The following is a 16,719-nucleotide window of genomic DNA, read 5'->3' as shown; positions in this document are numbered from 1 at the left end:
CCATGAGCTTCCCTCTTCGAAATCTTTTGCCGTGCTGCTGTGCATCGCAGCCATGACGCGCGGTCGCCCTCGACCGGATGCGCTCTCTCAGCTTCGACCTCCGGAAAGGCCGATTCCGCGTCTCTGACGATCCGCTTACGCACTGACCTGGCGTCTTGACGCGATCTTGACGCGAAACCGAAGTTCACTAATACTGAAACAAGTTACTGTTCGTTCGAACGAACAGTTTTGCGAAGGGAACCTGATGACTTCTCGAACCGACCACGATCTCGCCCCCGGTCTTGTCGACCAGGTTGCGAGTCTGGCCTCGGGCGCCACCTCGTCCGTCGCGGCCACGGAGGCAACGCTGAGCCGGATCGAGGCCACTCAGCCTCACCTCAATGCGTTCAAGATCGTGCGGCGAGAGAAGGCACTCGAGGAAGCTGCCGAGGCCGACAGACGTCTCGCACGCGGCGAGCGTCTGCCGCTGCTCGGTGTGCCGATCGCAGTGAAGGACGACGTCGACATCACTGGCGAACCCACGGCCTTCGGTTGCCCTGGCGATTTCCCGGCCAAGACCGAGGACTCGGAGATGATTCGACGCCTTCGCGACGCCGGCGCAGTGATCGTGGGCAAGACTAACAGCCCGGAATTGGGCCAGTGGCCCCTCACGAGCGGTTCAGCCTTCGGTTACACGCGCAATCCGTGGTCGCGTCACCACACTCCAGGCGGATCGTCGGGCGGCACCGCCGCGGCCGTCGCCGCCGGATTGGTCAGCGCCGGAATCGGTTCCGACGGTGCCGGTTCCATCCGAATCCCTGCGGCCTGGACCAACCTCGTCGGAATCAAACCGCAGCGCGGGCGCATCTCCACCTGGCCCGACGCCGAAGCGTTCTACGGCCTGACGGTCAACGGCCCGCTCGCTCGCACCGTCGCCGACGCGGCACTGCTGCTCGACGTCGCTGCCGGCAACCATGACGGCGATCTCCACAAGCCGACACCGGTAACGGTCAGCGACGCGGTGGGACGCGACCCCGGAAAACTGAAAATCGCGCTTTCCCTTCGCAATCCGTTCACCGCCACTCCCGTGAAGCTGGACCCGGAAGTGCGCCTGGCCGTGCATTCGATCGCCGACACGCTGCGGGAACTCGGACACCACGTCGTCGTCGACGATCCCGCATACGGCCTGATCTTCGGCCTGAACTTTCTGCCCCGCTCACTCGTCGGGGTCCACGACTGGCTCGGACGCGTTCCCGACCCGAAACTGGTCGATGCCAGAACACGCGGAAATGCCCAGAACGGCAAGCTACTTCGCGGCGCACCTCTGCGCGCGGCCCGCGCGGCCGAGCCGCGGATGCGAAAGCGGATCGGAGCGATCTTCGACACCTACGACGTCGTCCTGGCACCCACGACGGCAACTCCACCGATCATGGCGACCGCGATCGACGGCATCGGTGGCTGGGACACCGACAAGGTCATGACCGGCGCCTGCCCCTACGCGTGGCCGTGGAACGTCCTCGGCTGGCCCTCGGTCAACGTGCCGGCCGGATTCAGCAACACCGGCCTTCCCATCGGTGCGCAGTTGATGGGCAACGAGAACACCGAACCTCTGTTGGTCTCCCTCGCTTCACAATTGGAATCGGTCCTGCGTTGGGATCAGATCCGACCCGAGCCGTGGTGGTGACCCGATGAGTAACCGGGACGTCCGCGAGCGAATACTCGACGCCGTTCTGCACGTCGTCGGTACCGACGGCATCCCGGGTGTGAGCAACCGGCGCATCGCCGCGCAGGCCGGCGTCTCACTCGGATCGATCACGTATCACTTCGCCAGCCAGTCGGACATGCTCCGCGCTGCTCTGTCTCGTTTCGTGACCGACGAGACGACGCGCCTGCGCGCCTTGGCCGAGGAGTACCGCGACAAAGGTCTGAGCGTCGAGGACGCCGCGGCAATAGCCGAAAAGGTGACGCGAGATCTTTCGTTCTCGGCCGAGCGGATCGCGCCGTTCGAGATGTACATCGCCGCCGGGCGCGACCACGAACTCCACGAAGTCGCCGTCGAATGCTTCGCCGCCTACGACGATTTGACCGTCACGATTCTGACGGCACTCGGTGTACCTGATCCGGAGTCGATTGCATCGACGCTCGTCGCCGTCATCACCGGCCTCCAACTCCGACGCCTGGCCACCGGCGTCGACGAGCAGGACATCGGCGCGGCAATCCTCAGGGTCCTCCGGCCCCTGTGAGCGGTTAGGCAGTCCCTGGACTGCTTAACCGCTCACGGGGCCGGAGGACCTAGAAGCCCAGCCGGCCGAGCTGCTTCGGGTCGCGCTGCCAGTCCTTGGCGACCTTGACGTGCAGCTCCAGGAAGATCCGCACACCGAGCAGCTTCTCGATCTGCAGGCGCGCACTGGTACCGACTTCCCGCAGACGCGCTCCGCCCTTACCGATGACGATGCCCTTCTGACTGGGCCGCTCGACGTAGAGCAACGCATGCACGTCGAGCATCTCGCCCTGCTTCTCGGTGCGACCCTCACGCGGGATGACCTCCTCGATCACCACAGCCAGAGAGTGCGGCAATTCTTCGCCGAGTCCCTCGAGCGCAGCCTCACGGATCAGTTCGGCCATGAGCACCTCTTCGGGCTCGTCCGTCAATTCGCCGTCCGGGTAGAAGGCCGGGCCCTCGTCCATCAGACCGGCGAGGACGTCGACCAGGATCTCGACCTGTTCACCCGACTTCGCGGACACCGGAACGACCTCGGATTCGGGGCCGAGCAGGGTGGACAGCGCGAGCAACTGCTTTCCGACGGCGTCGCGGCTGACCTTGTCGATCTTGGTCACGATGCCGACAAGCTTGGTCTTGGGCGCCATCTGACGGACCTGCTGCACGATCCAGCGGTCTCCGGGCCCGATGGCCTCGTCAGCCGGGATGCACAGGCAGATGACGTCGACCTCGGAGTACGTGTCGCGAACCAGGTCATTGAGGCGCTGCCCGAGCAAAGTGCGGGGCTTGTGCAGTCCAGGGGTGTCGACCAGGATCAGCTGCGCATGCTCGCGGTGAACGATGCCGCGAATCGTGTGGCGCGTCGTCTGCGGGCGCGAGGACGTGATCGCGATCTTGCTGCCGACCAACGCGTTGGTCAGCGTGGACTTGCCCGTATTGGGTCGACCCACGAAACACACGAAGCCTGACCGGAATTCGTTCTTGCTCATAACTGCTCCTCGCTGAACTCTCGCTCAGTCATCGGTGTCTTCTGTCTCTTCGTCTTCGGACGGCGGGATGCGCTGCACGAACACCGTGCTGATGCGTACCCGGCCTCGGCCCGTATTGGTTCCCTCGCCGCGCAGGATCAAACCGTCGTACTCCACTTCGGAACCGGGAAGTGGCACTCGGCCGAGTACGTATCCGATCAGCCCGCCGACGGTCTCCACCTCGTCGAGTTCGAGTTCGAGATCGAACAATTCACCGAGGTCTTCGATGGGAAGTCTCGCGGATACGCGGAACATTCCGTCACCGAGATCCTCGATGGGCGGCGTCTCGTCCTCGTCGTACTCGTCGGCGATCTCACCGACGATCTCTTCGATGACGTCCTCGATCGTGACGAGCCCGGCGATTCCGCCGTACTCGTCGACGAGTATCGCCATGTGGTTGCGGTCGCGCTGCATCTCGGCCAGCAAGCTGTCGAGCGGCTTCGAGTCGGGAACGAAGACGGCGGGCCGCATGACGTCGCAGACGTTGACGTTCCGGCCGCCGTCGGGCAGGTGGTAGGTCTGCTTGACCAGATCCTTGAGGTAGACGACACCGAGCACGTCGTCGACGTTCTCCCCGATGACCGGCAGGCGCGAGTGACCACTGCGGACGGCCAACGACGTTGCCTGCCCGGCATTCTTGTCGTTCTCGATCCACACCATGTCGGTGCGGGGCACCATCACCTCGCGCGCCGACGTGTCTCCGAGTTCGAAGACGGACTGGATCATTCGGCGTTCTTCGTCGGCCACGACGCCGCGTTCCTGCGCCATGTCCACGAGTTCACGCAACTCGATTTCCGACGCGAACGGGCCGTTGCGGAAGCCCTTACCCGGGGTCAATGCGTTACCCACGAGGATCAGGACGCGACTGATCGGCCCGAGCAGAACCCCGATCCACAGCAGTGGCAGCGACGCGGCCATCGCGATGGAGTACGCATGTTGGCGCCCAAGCGTTCTCGGTCCGACGCCGATGACCACGTACGAGACGAGAACCATGATCACCGCGGTGACGGTCAGTGCCCAGCCCAGCGAGAGGACGTCGATCAGGCCGCCCACGAGTACGACGGTGGCCGTGATCTCGCACAAAATGCGAAGCAGGACCATCAGATTCACGTATCGCGGACGATCGGTCAGGATGCGTTGCACTCGCGCGGCGCCGGCTCGCTCTTCCTTTGCCATCTCGTCGATCCGCGCCGACGAAATGGTGTTGAGCGCCGAGTCGACGGCCGCGAACACACCACCGACCGGGACAAGAGCAATCGCCAGAACAAAGAGCGCTATGGCGCTACTCACTACAGAACCCCCGGATAACTGTTATCGGTCCACTCCGTCGACGAAACCGGTCTTGCCGAGCAGCTTCTGATCGCGTTCGGCCAGTGCTGCTTCGCGGTCGATACGGCGAAGGTCTTCGTACCACTCTTCGAGGAGGCTGTTCTGCAAGCCGAACATCTCCTTCTCCTCTTCCGGCTCCGCATGGTCGTAGCCGAGAAGGTGCAACACACCGTGGACGGTCAGGAGGGCAAGTTCGTGAGCCAGTGAATGCCCGGCCTTGTCAGCCTGATCCGCGGCAAAAGACGGACACAGCACGATGTCGCCGAGCATCGACGGCCCCGGCTCGGGGGAATCGGGACGGCCACCCGGCTCGAGTTCGTCCATCGGGAACGACATGACGTCGGTCGGACCCGGCAGGTCCATCCAGCGAACGTGCAGATCCGCCATCGTCGCGGAGTCGACGAGAACCATCGACAGCTCGGCCGCCGGATGGACATCCATCCGAGCGATCACGAAACGGGCAACGCTGATCAACTCCGGTTCGGAGATGTCCATGCCCGATTCGTTCGAGACCTCGATGCTCATGTGCGACGCTCTTTCCTGGGAAAAGTAGGGGTTGATGCGTCGCTCAGCCTACCGTCGCGGTGAATGAGCATGTGCAGCGCGGCGCTGCGCCCGGTTTCCGACCGCCAACTCGCCGGACCGATCCGATTCGTGACGCTCGTAAGCGTCGACGATGTGAGAGACCAGCCGATGACGTACGACGTCGCTGCTGTCGAGAGTGGCGAAATGAATATCGTCGATCCCGGTGAGGATTTCGGATGCCGCGCGCAGACCCGAACGGGCCCCGCCCGGCAGATCGACCTGGGTCACGTCTCCGGTGACCACGATTTTGGAACCGAACCCGAGGCGGGTCAGGAACATCTTCATCTGCTCGGCCGTGGTGTTCTGCGCTTCGTCCAAGATGATGAAGGCGTCGTTGAGCGTCCGGCCACGCATGTAGGCGAGCGGAGCTACCTCGATGACTCCGGCCTGCATCAACTTCGGAATCGCCTCGGGATCCATCATGTCGTGCAATGCGTCGTGCAGCGGGCGGAGATACGGATCGATCTTCTCGTGCAGCGTGCCGGGCAGAAAGCCCAGTCGCTCCCCGGCCTCGACTGCCGGCCTGGTCAAGATGATCCGAGAGACCTGCTTGGCCTGCAACGCCTGAACGGCCTTGGCCATGGCGAGGTAGGTCTTGCCGGTACCGGCCGGGCCGACTCCGAACACGATGGTGTTCTCGTCGATGGCGTCGACGTAGCGTTTCTGGTTGAGGGTCTTCGGCCGAATCGTCTTGCCCCGACGCGAAAGAATGTCCAGGGAGAGCACCTCGGCCGGAGACTCGCCGACCTCGTTGGTGAGCATGCCGATGGTTCGTCGAACAGCGTCCGGGGCAATGGGCTGCCCCCGACCGGCCAGCGACGCCAATTCACTGAACACACGTTCTGCCAGCGCCACGTCTGCAGCCGTCCCCGACAAGGAGATGGTTCCGCCACGTACATGAATGTCGGCACGAAGCTCACGTTCTATCGCGGTGAGATTCTCGTCCGTCGCCCCCAGGATTTGACGCACGGTCTCCGGCGCCAGATCCATACTCGAACGGACGGTACGCTCTGCGGGCAGAGCGCGCTCGGTGATGGTGGTTACACGGTTCCCGTCGAGTTCACTGTGTTCACTCACGTGGTGAATATGGCCTGCTTTCTGGTCCGATCAGCCCACTCGACTCGTGAGCCTCGATACTTCGAAGTCTAGCGCCAGAGTCGGACACGGCCCACTTGTTAATCGTCCCGGCCTAATCCTCGCGGCGACCGGACGGCAGCGATTCGCGGATCCACTCCGACGCTTCGGCGACGATCTCGGAGCTTCTGTCCGGACTGATACCCGCGATGACCAGGCACACGGCGGCAAATGATTCGCCCGAGTCCGTGATGAGCCCACTGTTGGCCTGATCGAACAAAGTGATCGTGATCGCCTCGGTCATCGCTACCAGAGTCTCGGCCGGCAGGTATTTCGAGAAGGTTCCGTCACGCTGACCGCGCTCGACGACGCTGATACTCACGGCACGCGCGGGCTCCATCAGATCGAGAATCCGCTGCTCCCCCAACTCTTTGCGAGCAAAGCTGAGCAGCATCCGGAAGCGATCACCGACCGGCCATGACAGCAATGCCAGTACGGCAGTCGCCAGATCCGGGCGCTCGGGCGGCTCGCCGGCTTGGCTCAGCGCAGCTACGAGATCGGTCGACGCCTCGTCCACGATGCCGTTGATCAGCGCCTCTCGGCTGTCGAAATGCGCGTACACGGTTCGCCTGACCACACCGGCAGCCTTTGCGACATCGTCCATGCTCGCATCCGGATCAGCAGCGAACGCCGTGATCGCCGCCTCGATGATGCGATTGCGATTGGCCGCGGCCTGACTACGACGCTGCCGTCCGCCCGATTCGGCAGTTCCCGAAACGACTGTGCCCGAATGCGTCAACGCGCGTTCCACCTCTTTCGACTGCCCAACTGTGATCTAGGTCAATCATAGTTGCACATCGGTGTGCAAGTTATTAACTTACACATCAGTGTGCAAATAGATCGAGGAGTGTCTTCGATCATCAGGAACGGAGTCGCGTCATGACGACACTCATGAGCAAACCTGTCTCGGAGATGGACCAGCCGTACTCACGGCGGTGGGCCGCGCTCGGGGTGTTGTGCCTGAGTCTGCTGATCGTCGTGATGGCGAATACCGCGCTGATCGTCGCGGCGCCGGACATGACCAGAGACCTCGGCCTCACCAGCACGCAACTTCAATGGGTCATCGACGGCTACACCGTTCCCTACGCCGCATTGATGCTGCTGTTCGGCGTGATCGGAGACAAGTACAGTCGCCGCGGCGCACTTCTCGCCGGACTCGCCGTGTTCGCCGGCGGCGCCGTCTTCGGCAGCATCGCGGACACCACCAACGCCGTCATCGCGGCACGAATGATCATGGGCGTCGGCGCCGCGATCATCATGCCCGCGACGCTTTCGCTTCTGGTCGCTACCTTTCCCAAAGCGGAGCGATCACGCGCCATCGCGGCGTGGGCGGCGACATCGGGTCTCGCGATTGCACTCGGTCCGCTGTTGGCCGGATGGATTCTCGACAGTCATTCCTGGAGCATCACTTTCCTGATCAACGTCCCGATCGCCGCAGTCGCTGCCGTCGCCGCCGTAATTCTGGTGCCGCCGAGCAAGGCCGAGCACCTGGGCCGGATCGACTGGATCGGCGGCGCACTCTCGGTGGTCACCATCGGCTCGCTCGTGTACTCGATCATCAACGGATTCCACTTCGGGTGGACCGGCGGACCCATCGGTGCCGCCGTACTCGCTGCGATCGGCCTCGTCTCGTTCGTCGTCTGGGAACTGCGTCACCCGCAGCCACTGCTCGACGTCCGTAAGCTCGGCCAGCGCATGGTCGGCGGCGCGACGCTCGCCGTACTTCTGCTGTTCCTGGCCGCCTTCGGCGCCATCTACTTCATCTCACAGCAGTTCCAGTTCATCCTCGGCTACGGCGCACTCGAAACCGGTGTTCGTCTGCTGCCCTTGGCAATTGCCGTTTCGATCGGCGCCGTTGTCAGTGGGCGGATCACTCCGCTGATCGGCGTCCGGGCATCCATCGTCGGCGGCATGGTGGTCGCCGCGATCGGCGTTCTGATTCTCACGCAGGTCGACGGCGATTCGGGCTACTGGATGTTCGCAGTCCCACTGATCCTGCTCGGCCTGGGCATCGGTCTCAGCGAACCGCCGGCCACCGACGCCATCATGGACAACTTCTCCGAGGACGATCTCGGTGCTGCGGGTGGCCTCAACGACACCGCCATCGAACTCGGCGGCTCGCTGGGTATCGCGATCCTCGGCTCGATCCTCGCTGCGAGCTACAAGGATTCGATTGCCGGATTCATCAATGGAATGCAGGTTCCGCAGTTGACGGGCGAACTTGCACAACAGGCCGCGTACGCGATGGAGGTGTCGGGCGAATCCGTCGGCGGCGCTTCGTTGGTCGCCGAAGAGATGGCAGGCAACCCGTTGGCTGCAGCTCAGGCAGGGCCGTTGCTCGACGCCGCAGGCAGTGCCTACGCCGACGCGATTTCGGCGGCCAGTTGGGCGGGCGGTCTTGCACTGTTCGTGGGGGCAGTTGTCGTGGCGTTCATCCTGCCGGGCAAGAAGGCCCCTGTGGAAGTCGACCCCGCGTCAGTCTGACGTGCTCGGAGCCAGCGGGTCTTCGGCGAGAACCAACTCGCGGGAGACCCGCCACGACTCGGACGAGGGTGAGAGAAATGCGTCGTGTCCTTCGCCCTCGATCACACGCAGTGCCACGGGATCACCAGCCGCTTCCGCGGCTTTCGCGTACCGGGAGCTCACCTTGGCCGGCACCTGCAGGTCCTCCGCACCCGTGACGCACACAACGGGGACGCCGATCGGCAATCGATGCTGCGGCGACGCACTGCGATACAGATCCGGGTCCGCGTCGAACGGAACGCCGAACAGATCCTCGATGAAGCTGATCCGTCGTCCACGCTCGCCTGCCGACGCCAGATCGAGTGCGGCCGCCTGTGCGATGACCCGTTCAGGCCGGGTGAACGTGTCCTTCTCCCCCGCCAGCCACACTGCAAGATGTCCTCCGGCCGAATGCCCGAGCAAGCGAATCTGATTCAGATCCAATTCGGCCGAGGACTTCCCGGCAACCAGTCCGGGGATTTCGTCGTACGCGGCTTTCACGTCGGCGGACATCTCCGGCCAACGACCGCCCGCCCCGAGACGGCGGTATTCGATGTTCCACACCGCGACGCCGTGCCGCGCGAGTTCGACGGCAAATGCGGTGCCCAGAGTCAATCCGTACTGCCCGCTCCAGAAGCCGCCGTGGATCTGCATGACGACCGGGATCGGGCCGTCAGCGACTCCGTCGGGAACGTAGAGATGCCCGAACTGCTGCTCGTGTCGGCCGTACGGAATCTTGAATCGAGGCACCGAGGAAATCTATCTCAGGCGAGGGCGCTGCCTGCGGCCCAGTCTGCCCAGGAAAGGGTCCAGTCGCCGTTCTGCCACACCTCCAGCGGAGCGCCGCCGGTGTTCTTGATCTCGACGACATCTCCCGGCTGCGAGAAATCGAAGAACCATTTGGCATTGGCCGCACTGAGATTGAGGCAACCGTGCGAGGTGTCGGTGTTTCCCTGCGCCCAGACGGTGCTCTCCAACTCGTGAAGATAGATACCGTCCGTGCTGATGCGGGTGGCCCAGTTGATGGATTCCTTGTAGCCCAGGCGCGAGTTGATCGGCAGACCGTAGGTCGACGAATCCATGATGACGGGATTGGCCTTGTCCATCACGGTGTACGTGCCGGGCTGGGTCCAGAACGAGAGCGTCGTGCCGCCGATCGTCTCGGTGCCGCCCATTCCCATCGAGGTCGGCATTTCCTTGATCACCTGACCGTTTTCGTAGACGGTCACCATCTTGGTGTTGTCGTCGGCGACCGAGACGTGGGAGTCGCCGATCTTGAAGGACACGGTGTCGTCCTGCTGGCCGTACAGTCCGTTGCCGAGCTGCTTGCCGTAGATGTTCGCGTTCACCGAGACCGTCGTGCCTGGTGCGTAGTAGTTCTGCGGTCGCCAGTGAACGTTCTGACCGTCGACCCAGTACCACGACCCCTGTACGGGCGGATTGGTTGTGACCAGCAGAGACTTCTCGGCCGCGGCCTTGTCACCGATCAACTCGTCGAAATGAACGGCGACGACGGTGCCGACACCGTACGTGCCACCGTCCGATATCGAGGCGCCACCGGTGGTGTTGATGTACGCCCGGGTCTGGTTACTCGGCGCGACGGTGGTCAGCGTCGTGTTCTTGGTCGTGGCAACACCATTCGCGTCGACGGCGTCGACGACCAGCTTGTAGGTCTTGCCGTATCCGAGTGGTTCGCTCGGTTTCCAGGACGTCTTGTCCGGCGTGGTGATACCGGCGACTTCCTTACCCTCGGGGTTGGTCAGCGCGACGGTCGTCAGTGTTCCCTTCGCGACCTGGACCTCGATGGGGTCGAGTGGACTCACCGGAGTTCCGCCGTCCGCCGGGGTGACGGTGACGAGAGCCTCGCTGGTCGGGGTAGTGGTGACGGCGCTGCTGGAGGAACCCGTGTTGTCTCCGGTGGAGACCGTGCACCCCGCGACGAGCATCAACGCCGCCGCGGCACACACCGCTCCAACGATTCGCATATGCGCACGTGACAACATCTGGCCTCCTGAAATCCCCGAACCAACTCACGCCGAAGGCGACCCCCGACGTCCTTACGATAGTGCGCAAATCTGACACTTCGCTGAGCGCCGGATCCGATTCAGCTCGGGATCACAACAAGATCAGTGCAGTGGCCGTGGTCCCCAGCGATCGGTCAGCACTCCGATCGCGCCCAGAGCAACAGCCCCGGCGGTCGACGTGCGCAGGACCGTCGGGCCGAGAAGCACCGGAGTGGCCCCGGCCTCCGACAACGCGCTGATCTCCGAATCGTCCAGCCCACCTTCGGGACCGACAACCAGAAATACCTCGTCCGCGCTCGCCAGCGGCAAACCGGCCAACGGCGTCGTCGCCGATTCGTGAAGCACCGCAACCACAGCGCCACGGGCAACGGCGTCACGAACCAACGCGATCACCGCCGGCGTCTTGTGCAGTTCCGCAATTTCCGGGACGAACGCGCGTCTGGACTGCTTTGCCGCAGACACTGCCGCACTTCGCCAGCGTGCGACGCCCTTGGCGAGCTTGGGGCCCTCCCACTTGGCGACACAACGCAAGGACTGCCACGGGATCACCGCGTCGATCCCCGCCTCGGTCGCCAGTTCGACGGCCAACTCGGAACGCTCGGCCTTGGGAAGTGCCTGAACGAGGGTCACCAACGGCTTGGGCTGCTCGAGAACCTGAACGTCACTGACCAACAGTTCCAGGCGGTCCTTGCCGACGCTCGTCACCTCGGCGTCGGCCACCCGGCCACGGCCGTCGGCCAACACCAATCGCTCACCGACGCCGATCCGGCGGACAGTGGCCGCGTGGCGACCCTCCTGTCCGTCCAGAACTGCGATTTCACCGACGCCGGGAACCGGGTCGAGAAAGAAGACCGTCGCGGCCACCGTCAGCGGCCGCTGAATGCTTCGCGAAGACGCGAGAACAATCCACCGCTGTTCTGCGAGGCCGTCGAGACAACCTCGGCCTCGTCACGATCGCGGAGCAGCTTGAATTCCTTGAGCAGCTTGGACTGCTTGTGATCGAGACGGCTCGGGATGACCACCTCGAGGTGAGCGTGCACGTCGCCGCGCACTCCCGACCGCAGTTTCGGCATGCCATGACCGCGAAGAACAGCAACGTGTCCGGGCTGGGTGCCTGGCTCGATGGTGATTTCCTTGGGGCCGTCGATGATGGTGTCGACGGTGACAGTCGTACCGAGCGCTGCGTCGACCATCGGAACGCGGATCGTGCAGTGCAGGTCTTCACCGTCTCGAACGAAGACGTCGTGCTGCTGCTCGACGATCTCGACGTAGAGGTCGCCGGGGTGTCCGCCGCCCGGGCCCACTTCACCCTGCGCGGTCAAACGGATGCGCATGCCACCGGCGACGCCCGCCGGAACCTTCACGGTGATGTCACGCTTGGCCCGAACTCGGCCGTCGCCGCCACACTTGTGGCAGGGATCCGGGATGGTCTCACCGGCACCGCGGCACGTCGGGCAGGGACGCGAGGTCATGACCTGACCGAGGAACGAGCGCTGGATGGACTGAACTTCGCCGGCACCGTTGCAGGTCTCACAGCGGACAGGCTTGGAGTCGCCGTTGGTTCCGGCTCCGGTGCAGCTGTCGCACAGAATGGCCGTCTCGACGGTCACGTGCTTGCTGACTCCCGTCGCACATTCTGCGAGGGTCAGCTTGGTGCGAAGCAACGAGTCGGCTCCGGGCTGAACGCGACCGCGCGGCCCACGACCTGCGCCGCCACCGCCGCCGAAGAATGCTTCGAAGACGTCGCCGAGGCCGCCGCCACCGAATCCGCCGCCGAAGCCACCACCGCCGCCACCACCGGACTCGAGCGGGTCTCCGCCGAGATCGACGATGCGACGCTTCTCCGGGTCGGTCAGGACCTCGTAGGCCGTCGAGATCTCCTTGAACTTGGCCTGCGCCGCCTCGTCAGGGTTGACGTCCGGGTGCAGTTCGCGTGCCAGCTTGCGGTAAGCGCGCTTGAGCTCCTGGTCTGTCGCGTTCTTGTCGACGCCGAGCAATCCGTAGTAATCCCGTGCCACGTTGAGTCTCTCGTCCTTCTCTTACTTCTAGGTTTTCCTCAGTCCTCGCGAGGAGGCGTGCCGACGAATGTCGACGTCCGTCATCGCTCGGAGAGAACTTCGCCGATGTATCTGGCAACGGCGGCAACCGATGCAATTGTTCCCGGATAGTCCATCCGAGTGGGTCCGAGCACACCGACACCACCGAAAACGGTACCGGCCGCGCCGTAGCCAGTCGAAATCACGGAGGTTCCGCGCATCTGTTCGACCTGCGTCTCTTCACCGATCTGAACGGTGACCGTGCCGGAGTTCTGCGTCGCAGCGAGCAGTTTGAGGACCACTACCTGCTCTTCCAGTGCTTCGAGCACTGCGCGCAGCGAACCGGGGAAGCCGGCCAGACCGGAGAAATCGGCGGCGTTGCGCGTGAGATTCGAGGTTCCGCCCAGAACGAGGCGATCTTCCGGATGTTCGACCAGGGTCTCGACCAGCACCGTTGCCGAGCGGATCACGGCGTCGCGAAGGTCGGCCGGAGACTCGTCGGCCAGTTCCGCCACGGCAATCGACGCGGCGGCCAGGCGCTTGCCTTCCAGTGCTCCGCCGAGAAGCGTGCGCAACCGGGAAAGGTCTTCGTCTTCGAGGACGTCTCCGAGTTCGACGATTCGCTGATCGACGCGGCCGGAATCGGTGATGAGAACGAGAAGCAGGCGCGCCGGCGTCAAAGCGACCACCTCGAGGTGGCGAACCGACGACGCGGACAGCGACGGGTACTGGACAACCGCGACCTGACGGGTCAGTTGCGCGAGCAGTCGCACACCACGACGCAGAACGTCGTCGAGATCGACACCCGACTCCAAGAACTCGAGGATCGCTCGACGCTCGGGCCCGGACATGGGCTTGACGTCGGCGATGCGATCGACGAATTCGCGGTATCCCTTGTCGGTGGGGACGCGGCCGGAACTGGTGTGCGGTTGGGCAATGTAGCCCTCGGCCTCGAGGAATGCCATGTCGTTGCGCACAGTGGCGCTCGACACTCCGAGGTTGTGACGCTCGACCAGTGCCTTGGATCCCACCGGGTCCTGGGTGGAGACGTAATCGGCCACGATTGCACGTAAGACCTCGAAACGCCTGTCGTCGGTACTCGACATCGTTGCCACCTCCGTTTCCTGAAAAGAACGAACACCGACATTTACACATCGGTTTCCACTGGCAGTCTAATCGCCCGAGCGCCAGAGACGGCTGTTGCCCTTACTGTGGAGTGAGATCGGCGAAAGGTCGATCGCACAACCATGGACAAGGCGGCACATGATCTTCAAAGGCGTGATGGACGGCAAACCGTATCCCGATCACGGACTGTCTCTACGCGACTGGTCGAAGTTCCCTCCACGTCAGGTTCGACTCGACGAGATCGTGACCACCACGAAGGTCCTCGAACTCGATCGCCTGCTGTCGGAGGACTCGACCTTCTACGGCGATCTGTTCCCGCATGCAGTGCAGTGGCGCGGCACTCTCTACCTCGAGGACGGTCTGCACCGAGCGGTTCGTTCGGCCCTGCGAAACCGCGTCGTGCTGCACGCGCGTGTCTTCGACTTCGACGCGATGCCCGGTGTCATCGAGGGAGTCCGCTGACGCTCAGGCGATAGTCACGAGCAACGCAGGTGTCGTTTGCCCCGGCCAGGTTCCGGTGAGCGTCGCCGAGCCCGAGACTCGATCTGCGTCGATCACTCTCACCACAGTCAATTCCAGATCTCCCGCGCGGATGATCGTGTCGGTGCCGACTGTCGAGCAGGTCACGGATTCGACTGCCGGTACGGAAGCGCCGGCCGTACCGCTGCCTACTACGTGAGCCGTCACGGGGATGCGATCGGCGGTGTCCGCGAAGACCAGTTCGACTCCGGCCCCACCGGTCAGAATCGCGGTCGCCACCGCGCTGACGTAGACCGGATCACAGCATGCGTCGTACACCCACCGTTCGCCGAGTACCGAATGATCCATGGTCGCGATCAGTGCGGCGTCCGCCCCGTCCAGCGGAGCACCACGATAAGTGAGCGGGACCTGAAGAATTCGACCGTCGGCAGAGCGCATCAGGTGCGTCTCGATTCCGACCTCACCGTCCGGGTCGTCGAAACGATAGGCGTCGACGCGTTCGAGCGTCGAACAGTCGACCGACCCGAGCCACGGCTGCTTGGGCACCCACGCTCGGAGCAGGTCGTTCTTGGACGGATTCAGCTGCGCACGATGAATGATGGCCACCACGGCCACATTACGCGGCGAAGGATGGTTGCGCGTCAGGTCAGGATCGTGCGAATCACCGCATCGGCGAGCAGGCGACCACGGTCGGTGAGAACCACGTGATCGTTCTCGATCACGGCCAACCCGTCGACTACCACCTGTTCGGCCGAAAGACGTTCGGATGCAGACAGTTCCGACAACGGAAGTCCCGTACGCAACCGTGCGGTCAGCATGACTCGCTCCATGTGTTCGTCCTCGGCGGTCAGTTCTTCGCTGCCGCCGACGGGAAGTTCGCCGAGCGCCAACTGTTCCGCGTACCGCGCCGGGTGCTTGACGTTCCACCACCGCACTCCGCCGACGTGGCTGTGCGCGCCCGGACCGGCACCCCACCAGTCACCGCCGTCCCAGTAGCCGAGGTTGTGACGACACCGGGTGTCACCGGAGTCCGCGGTTTCCGCCTTTGCCCAGTTGGAGACCTCGTACCACCGCAAGCCTGCCTCGGACAGGCGTGAATCGATTCGTTCGTACCGCGAGGCCAGCACGTCGTCGTCCGGGGCGGGCAGCTCGCCGCGCCTGACCTTGCGAGCCATGGCGGTGCCGTCCTCGACGATCAACGCGTAGGCCGAGACGTGATCGACATCGGCGGAGAGGACCGCATCGAGTGAGGCGTCCAGGTCTTGATCGCGCTCCCCCGGGGTTCCATAGATCAAATCGAGATTCACGTGCGAAAAACCAGCTGCGCGAGCCTCTTTCGCGGCAGCGACGGCGCGACCGGGGGTGTGCGTGCGGTCGAGGATCTTCAGAACGTGCTGGGCGGCCGACTGCATGCCGAGGGAAATCCGGGTGAATCCAGCGCTGCGGAGAGCACCGAAGAACTCCGGCGACGTCGATTCGGGGTTCGATTCCGTGGTCACTTCGGCGCCGGACGCCAGGCCGAAGCTGCTCCGCACCGCCGACAGCACGTCGGACAATCCGTCACCACCGAGCAGCGACGGCGTTCCACCGCCCACGAACACGGTGTCCGCCGCCGGGGCGCCCGTCATCTCGGCCGCGAGATCGAGTTCGCGCCGCAGACCTTCCAACCACGATTGCGGCGAGGCGGAAGTTCCGAGCTCTCCGGCCGTGTAGGTGTTGAAATCGCAGTACCCACACCTGGTGGCACAGAACGGGACGTGGATGTAGATCCCGAACGGCCGTTTCCCGACACCCTCGAGCGATCGCGCGGGCAAGGCGAAGGGCGTCGCCTCGCTCTGTCGAGTGGGAGTCGTGCTGGTGGCATTCACACCTCCAGTGTCCCAGCATCCGGAACGCACACCTATTCAGCCTGCGATGCAGGTCGGCGTACGGCTTGAACTCGATATTTCCCCCGTTTTTCGTGGAAATATGCGCCCGAGTCGGAATTATCGAGTTGACGTGGCACAATGGTCCGCATGACCGGACTCGGAGTGCGACTTGTGGCGCGTCGCCATGTCGACTTCAAGCGTGTGTGCAGCTCGTCGTGTCTGCACCTGTGTAGCTGTTGATCTTTCACTGATCTTCCAGCCTTTCCCGCTCATCTCCATCTGCTTCACCGAAACACTCTCTGCAGAGACATGCCTTTTCAGGGACGCAGCTTCTCCAGCTGTTCGTTTTCGTGAGCACACCTGCCGGCCGCGAGCTTTCCGAGACCGAGGACAGCCCCCTCGATTTCC

Annotated in this window: 16 protein-coding genes; 4 read left to right on the top strand and 12 right to left on the bottom strand. The window is 63.7% G+C overall.

Annotation, left to right across the window (positions count from 1 at the left end):
• Window positions 1–244 precede the first annotated feature (244 nt).
• Together G4D79_RS16800 and G4D79_RS16795 are read left to right on the top strand one after the other, a co-directional pair.
• The gene (locus G4D79_RS16800) at window positions 245–1,663 is read left to right on the top strand and encodes an amidase (RefSeq protein ID WP_162113805.1); all 1,419 of its coding nucleotides are present in this window, start codon (window positions 245–247) and stop codon (window positions 1,661–1,663) included.
• Window positions 1,664–1,667: 4 nt separating this feature from the next.
• Window positions 1,668–2,222 (top strand): TetR/AcrR family transcriptional regulator, encoded by a 555-nt coding sequence (locus G4D79_RS16795; RefSeq protein ID WP_019749017.1) that lies wholly within the window; start codon window positions 1,668–1,670, stop codon window positions 2,220–2,222.
• A 49-nt stretch (window positions 2,223–2,271) separates the two neighbouring features.
• Here the strand turns inward: G4D79_RS16795 and era are convergent, their stop codons facing one another.
• The 5 genes from era to G4D79_RS16770 all read right to left on the bottom strand — a co-directional run bounded on the left by era (window position 2,272) and on the right by G4D79_RS16770 (window position 7,027).
• On the bottom strand, window positions 2,272–3,189 hold the full coding sequence (era, locus tag G4D79_RS16790; RefSeq protein WP_003944451.1) for a GTPase Era: 918 nt from the start codon (window positions 3,187–3,189) through the stop codon (window positions 2,272–2,274).
• 24 nt (window positions 3,190–3,213) lie between these two features.
• On the bottom strand, window positions 3,214–4,518 hold the full coding sequence (locus G4D79_RS16785; RefSeq protein WP_003944509.1) for a hemolysin family protein: 1,305 nt from the start codon (window positions 4,516–4,518) through the stop codon (window positions 3,214–3,216).
• Between the two features lie 21 nt (window positions 4,519–4,539).
• A complete protein-coding gene (ybeY, locus tag G4D79_RS16780; protein ID WP_003944525.1) occupies window positions 4,540–5,082 on the bottom strand; it encodes an rRNA maturation RNase YbeY in 543 nt (180 codons plus the stop codon).
• 48 nt (window positions 5,083–5,130) lie between these two features.
• Window positions 5,131–6,219 (bottom strand): PhoH family protein, encoded by a 1,089-nt coding sequence (locus tag G4D79_RS16775; RefSeq protein WP_003944580.1) that lies wholly within the window; start codon window positions 6,217–6,219, stop codon window positions 5,131–5,133.
• Window positions 6,220–6,331: 112 nt separating this feature from the next.
• Entirely contained in the window at window positions 6,332–7,027 is a 696-nt protein-coding gene (locus G4D79_RS16770; protein ID WP_007731067.1) for a TetR/AcrR family transcriptional regulator, read from the bottom strand.
• Window positions 7,028–7,155: 128 nt separating this feature from the next.
• Here G4D79_RS16770 and G4D79_RS16765 point away from each other — a divergent pair, with 128 nt between their 5' ends.
• Window positions 7,156–8,760 (top strand): MFS transporter, encoded by a 1,605-nt coding sequence (locus G4D79_RS16765; protein WP_007731066.1) that lies wholly within the window; start codon window positions 7,156–7,158, stop codon window positions 8,758–8,760.
• Here the strand turns inward: G4D79_RS16765 and G4D79_RS16760 are convergent.
• From G4D79_RS16760 to hrcA, 5 genes are all read right to left on the bottom strand, one after another.
• A complete protein-coding gene (locus G4D79_RS16760) occupies window positions 8,752–9,528 on the bottom strand; it encodes a S9 family peptidase (protein ID WP_070161082.1) in 777 nt (258 codons plus the stop codon). The two genes, G4D79_RS16765 and G4D79_RS16760, sit on opposite strands and share 9 nt — an antisense overlap.
• 14 nt (window positions 9,529–9,542) lie before the next feature.
• On the bottom strand, window positions 9,543–10,781 hold the full coding sequence (locus G4D79_RS16755; protein WP_003944568.1) for an Ig-like domain-containing protein: 1,239 nt from the start codon (window positions 10,779–10,781) through the stop codon (window positions 9,543–9,545).
• Window positions 10,782–10,904: 123 nt separating this feature from the next.
• Window positions 10,905–11,666: a 16S rRNA (uracil(1498)-N(3))-methyltransferase gene (locus G4D79_RS16750; protein ID WP_003944495.1), complete on the bottom strand. Its 762-nt coding sequence runs from the start codon at window positions 11,664–11,666 to the stop codon at window positions 10,905–10,907.
• Between the two features lie 2 nt (window positions 11,667–11,668).
• Complete coding sequence (gene dnaJ / locus G4D79_RS16745) at window positions 11,669–12,820, bottom strand: molecular chaperone DnaJ (RefSeq protein WP_003944460.1); 1,152 nt, start codon at window positions 12,818–12,820, stop codon at window positions 11,669–11,671.
• Window positions 12,821–12,900: 80 nt separating this feature from the next.
• On the bottom strand, window positions 12,901–13,944 hold the full coding sequence (hrcA, locus tag G4D79_RS16740; protein ID WP_003944583.1) for a heat-inducible transcriptional repressor HrcA: 1,044 nt from the start codon (window positions 13,942–13,944) through the stop codon (window positions 12,901–12,903).
• A 157-nt stretch (window positions 13,945–14,101) separates the two neighbouring features.
• Between hrcA and G4D79_RS16735 the strand changes: the two genes are divergently transcribed.
• A complete protein-coding gene (locus G4D79_RS16735) occupies window positions 14,102–14,425 on the top strand; it encodes a type II toxin-antitoxin system VapB family antitoxin (protein ID WP_003944521.1) in 324 nt (107 codons plus the stop codon).
• 3 nt (window positions 14,426–14,428) lie between these two features.
• Here G4D79_RS16735 and G4D79_RS16730 read toward each other — a convergent pair whose 3' ends face one another.
• Window positions 14,429–15,049 (bottom strand): hypothetical protein, encoded by a 621-nt coding sequence (locus G4D79_RS16730; RefSeq protein ID WP_065456327.1) that lies wholly within the window; start codon window positions 15,047–15,049, stop codon window positions 14,429–14,431.
• A 35-nt stretch (window positions 15,050–15,084) separates the two neighbouring features.
• A complete protein-coding gene (gene hemW, locus G4D79_RS16725) occupies window positions 15,085–16,311 on the bottom strand; it encodes a radical SAM family heme chaperone HemW (protein ID WP_007731057.1) in 1,227 nt (408 codons plus the stop codon).
• Window positions 16,312–16,719: the final 408 nt, after the last annotated feature.

This window comes from Rhodococcus sp. WY5 (assembly GCF_018588185.1).
In the GTDB taxonomy this organism is placed as follows: Bacteria; Actinomycetota; Actinomycetes; order Mycobacteriales; family Mycobacteriaceae; genus Rhodococcus_F; species Rhodococcus_F qingshengii.
This window is presented reverse-complemented; position numbering and strand designations above follow the sequence as displayed.

What these genes read in the sequence shown, in the direction of transcription:
- G4D79_RS16735 (WP_003944521.1), top strand. Translation starts at nt 14,102, where the DNA reads ATGATCTTCAAAGGCGTGATGGACGGCAAACCGTATCCCGATCACGGA.
- G4D79_RS16765 (WP_007731066.1), top strand. Translation starts at nt 7,156, where the DNA reads ATGACGACACTCATGAGCAAACCTGTCTCGGAGATGGACCAGCCGTAC.
- G4D79_RS16800 (WP_162113805.1), top strand. Translation starts at nt 245, where the DNA reads ATGACTTCTCGAACCGACCACGATCTCGCCCCCGGTCTTGTCGACCAG.
- G4D79_RS16795 (WP_019749017.1), top strand. Translation starts at nt 1,668, where the DNA reads ATGAGTAACCGGGACGTCCGCGAGCGAATACTCGACGCCGTTCTGCAC.
- ybeY (WP_003944525.1), bottom strand. Translation starts at nt 5,082, where the DNA reads ATGAGCATCGAGGTCTCGAACGAATCGGGCATGGACATCTCCGAACCG.
- era (WP_003944451.1), bottom strand. Translation starts at nt 3,189, where the DNA reads ATGAGCAAGAACGAATTCCGGTCAGGCTTCGTGTGTTTCGTGGGTCGA.
- G4D79_RS16755 (WP_003944568.1), bottom strand. Translation starts at nt 10,781, where the DNA reads ATGTTGTCACGTGCGCATATGCGAATCGTTGGAGCGGTGTGTGCCGCG.
- hrcA (WP_003944583.1), bottom strand. Translation starts at nt 13,944, where the DNA reads ATGTCGAGTACCGACGACAGGCGTTTCGAGGTCTTACGTGCAATCGTG.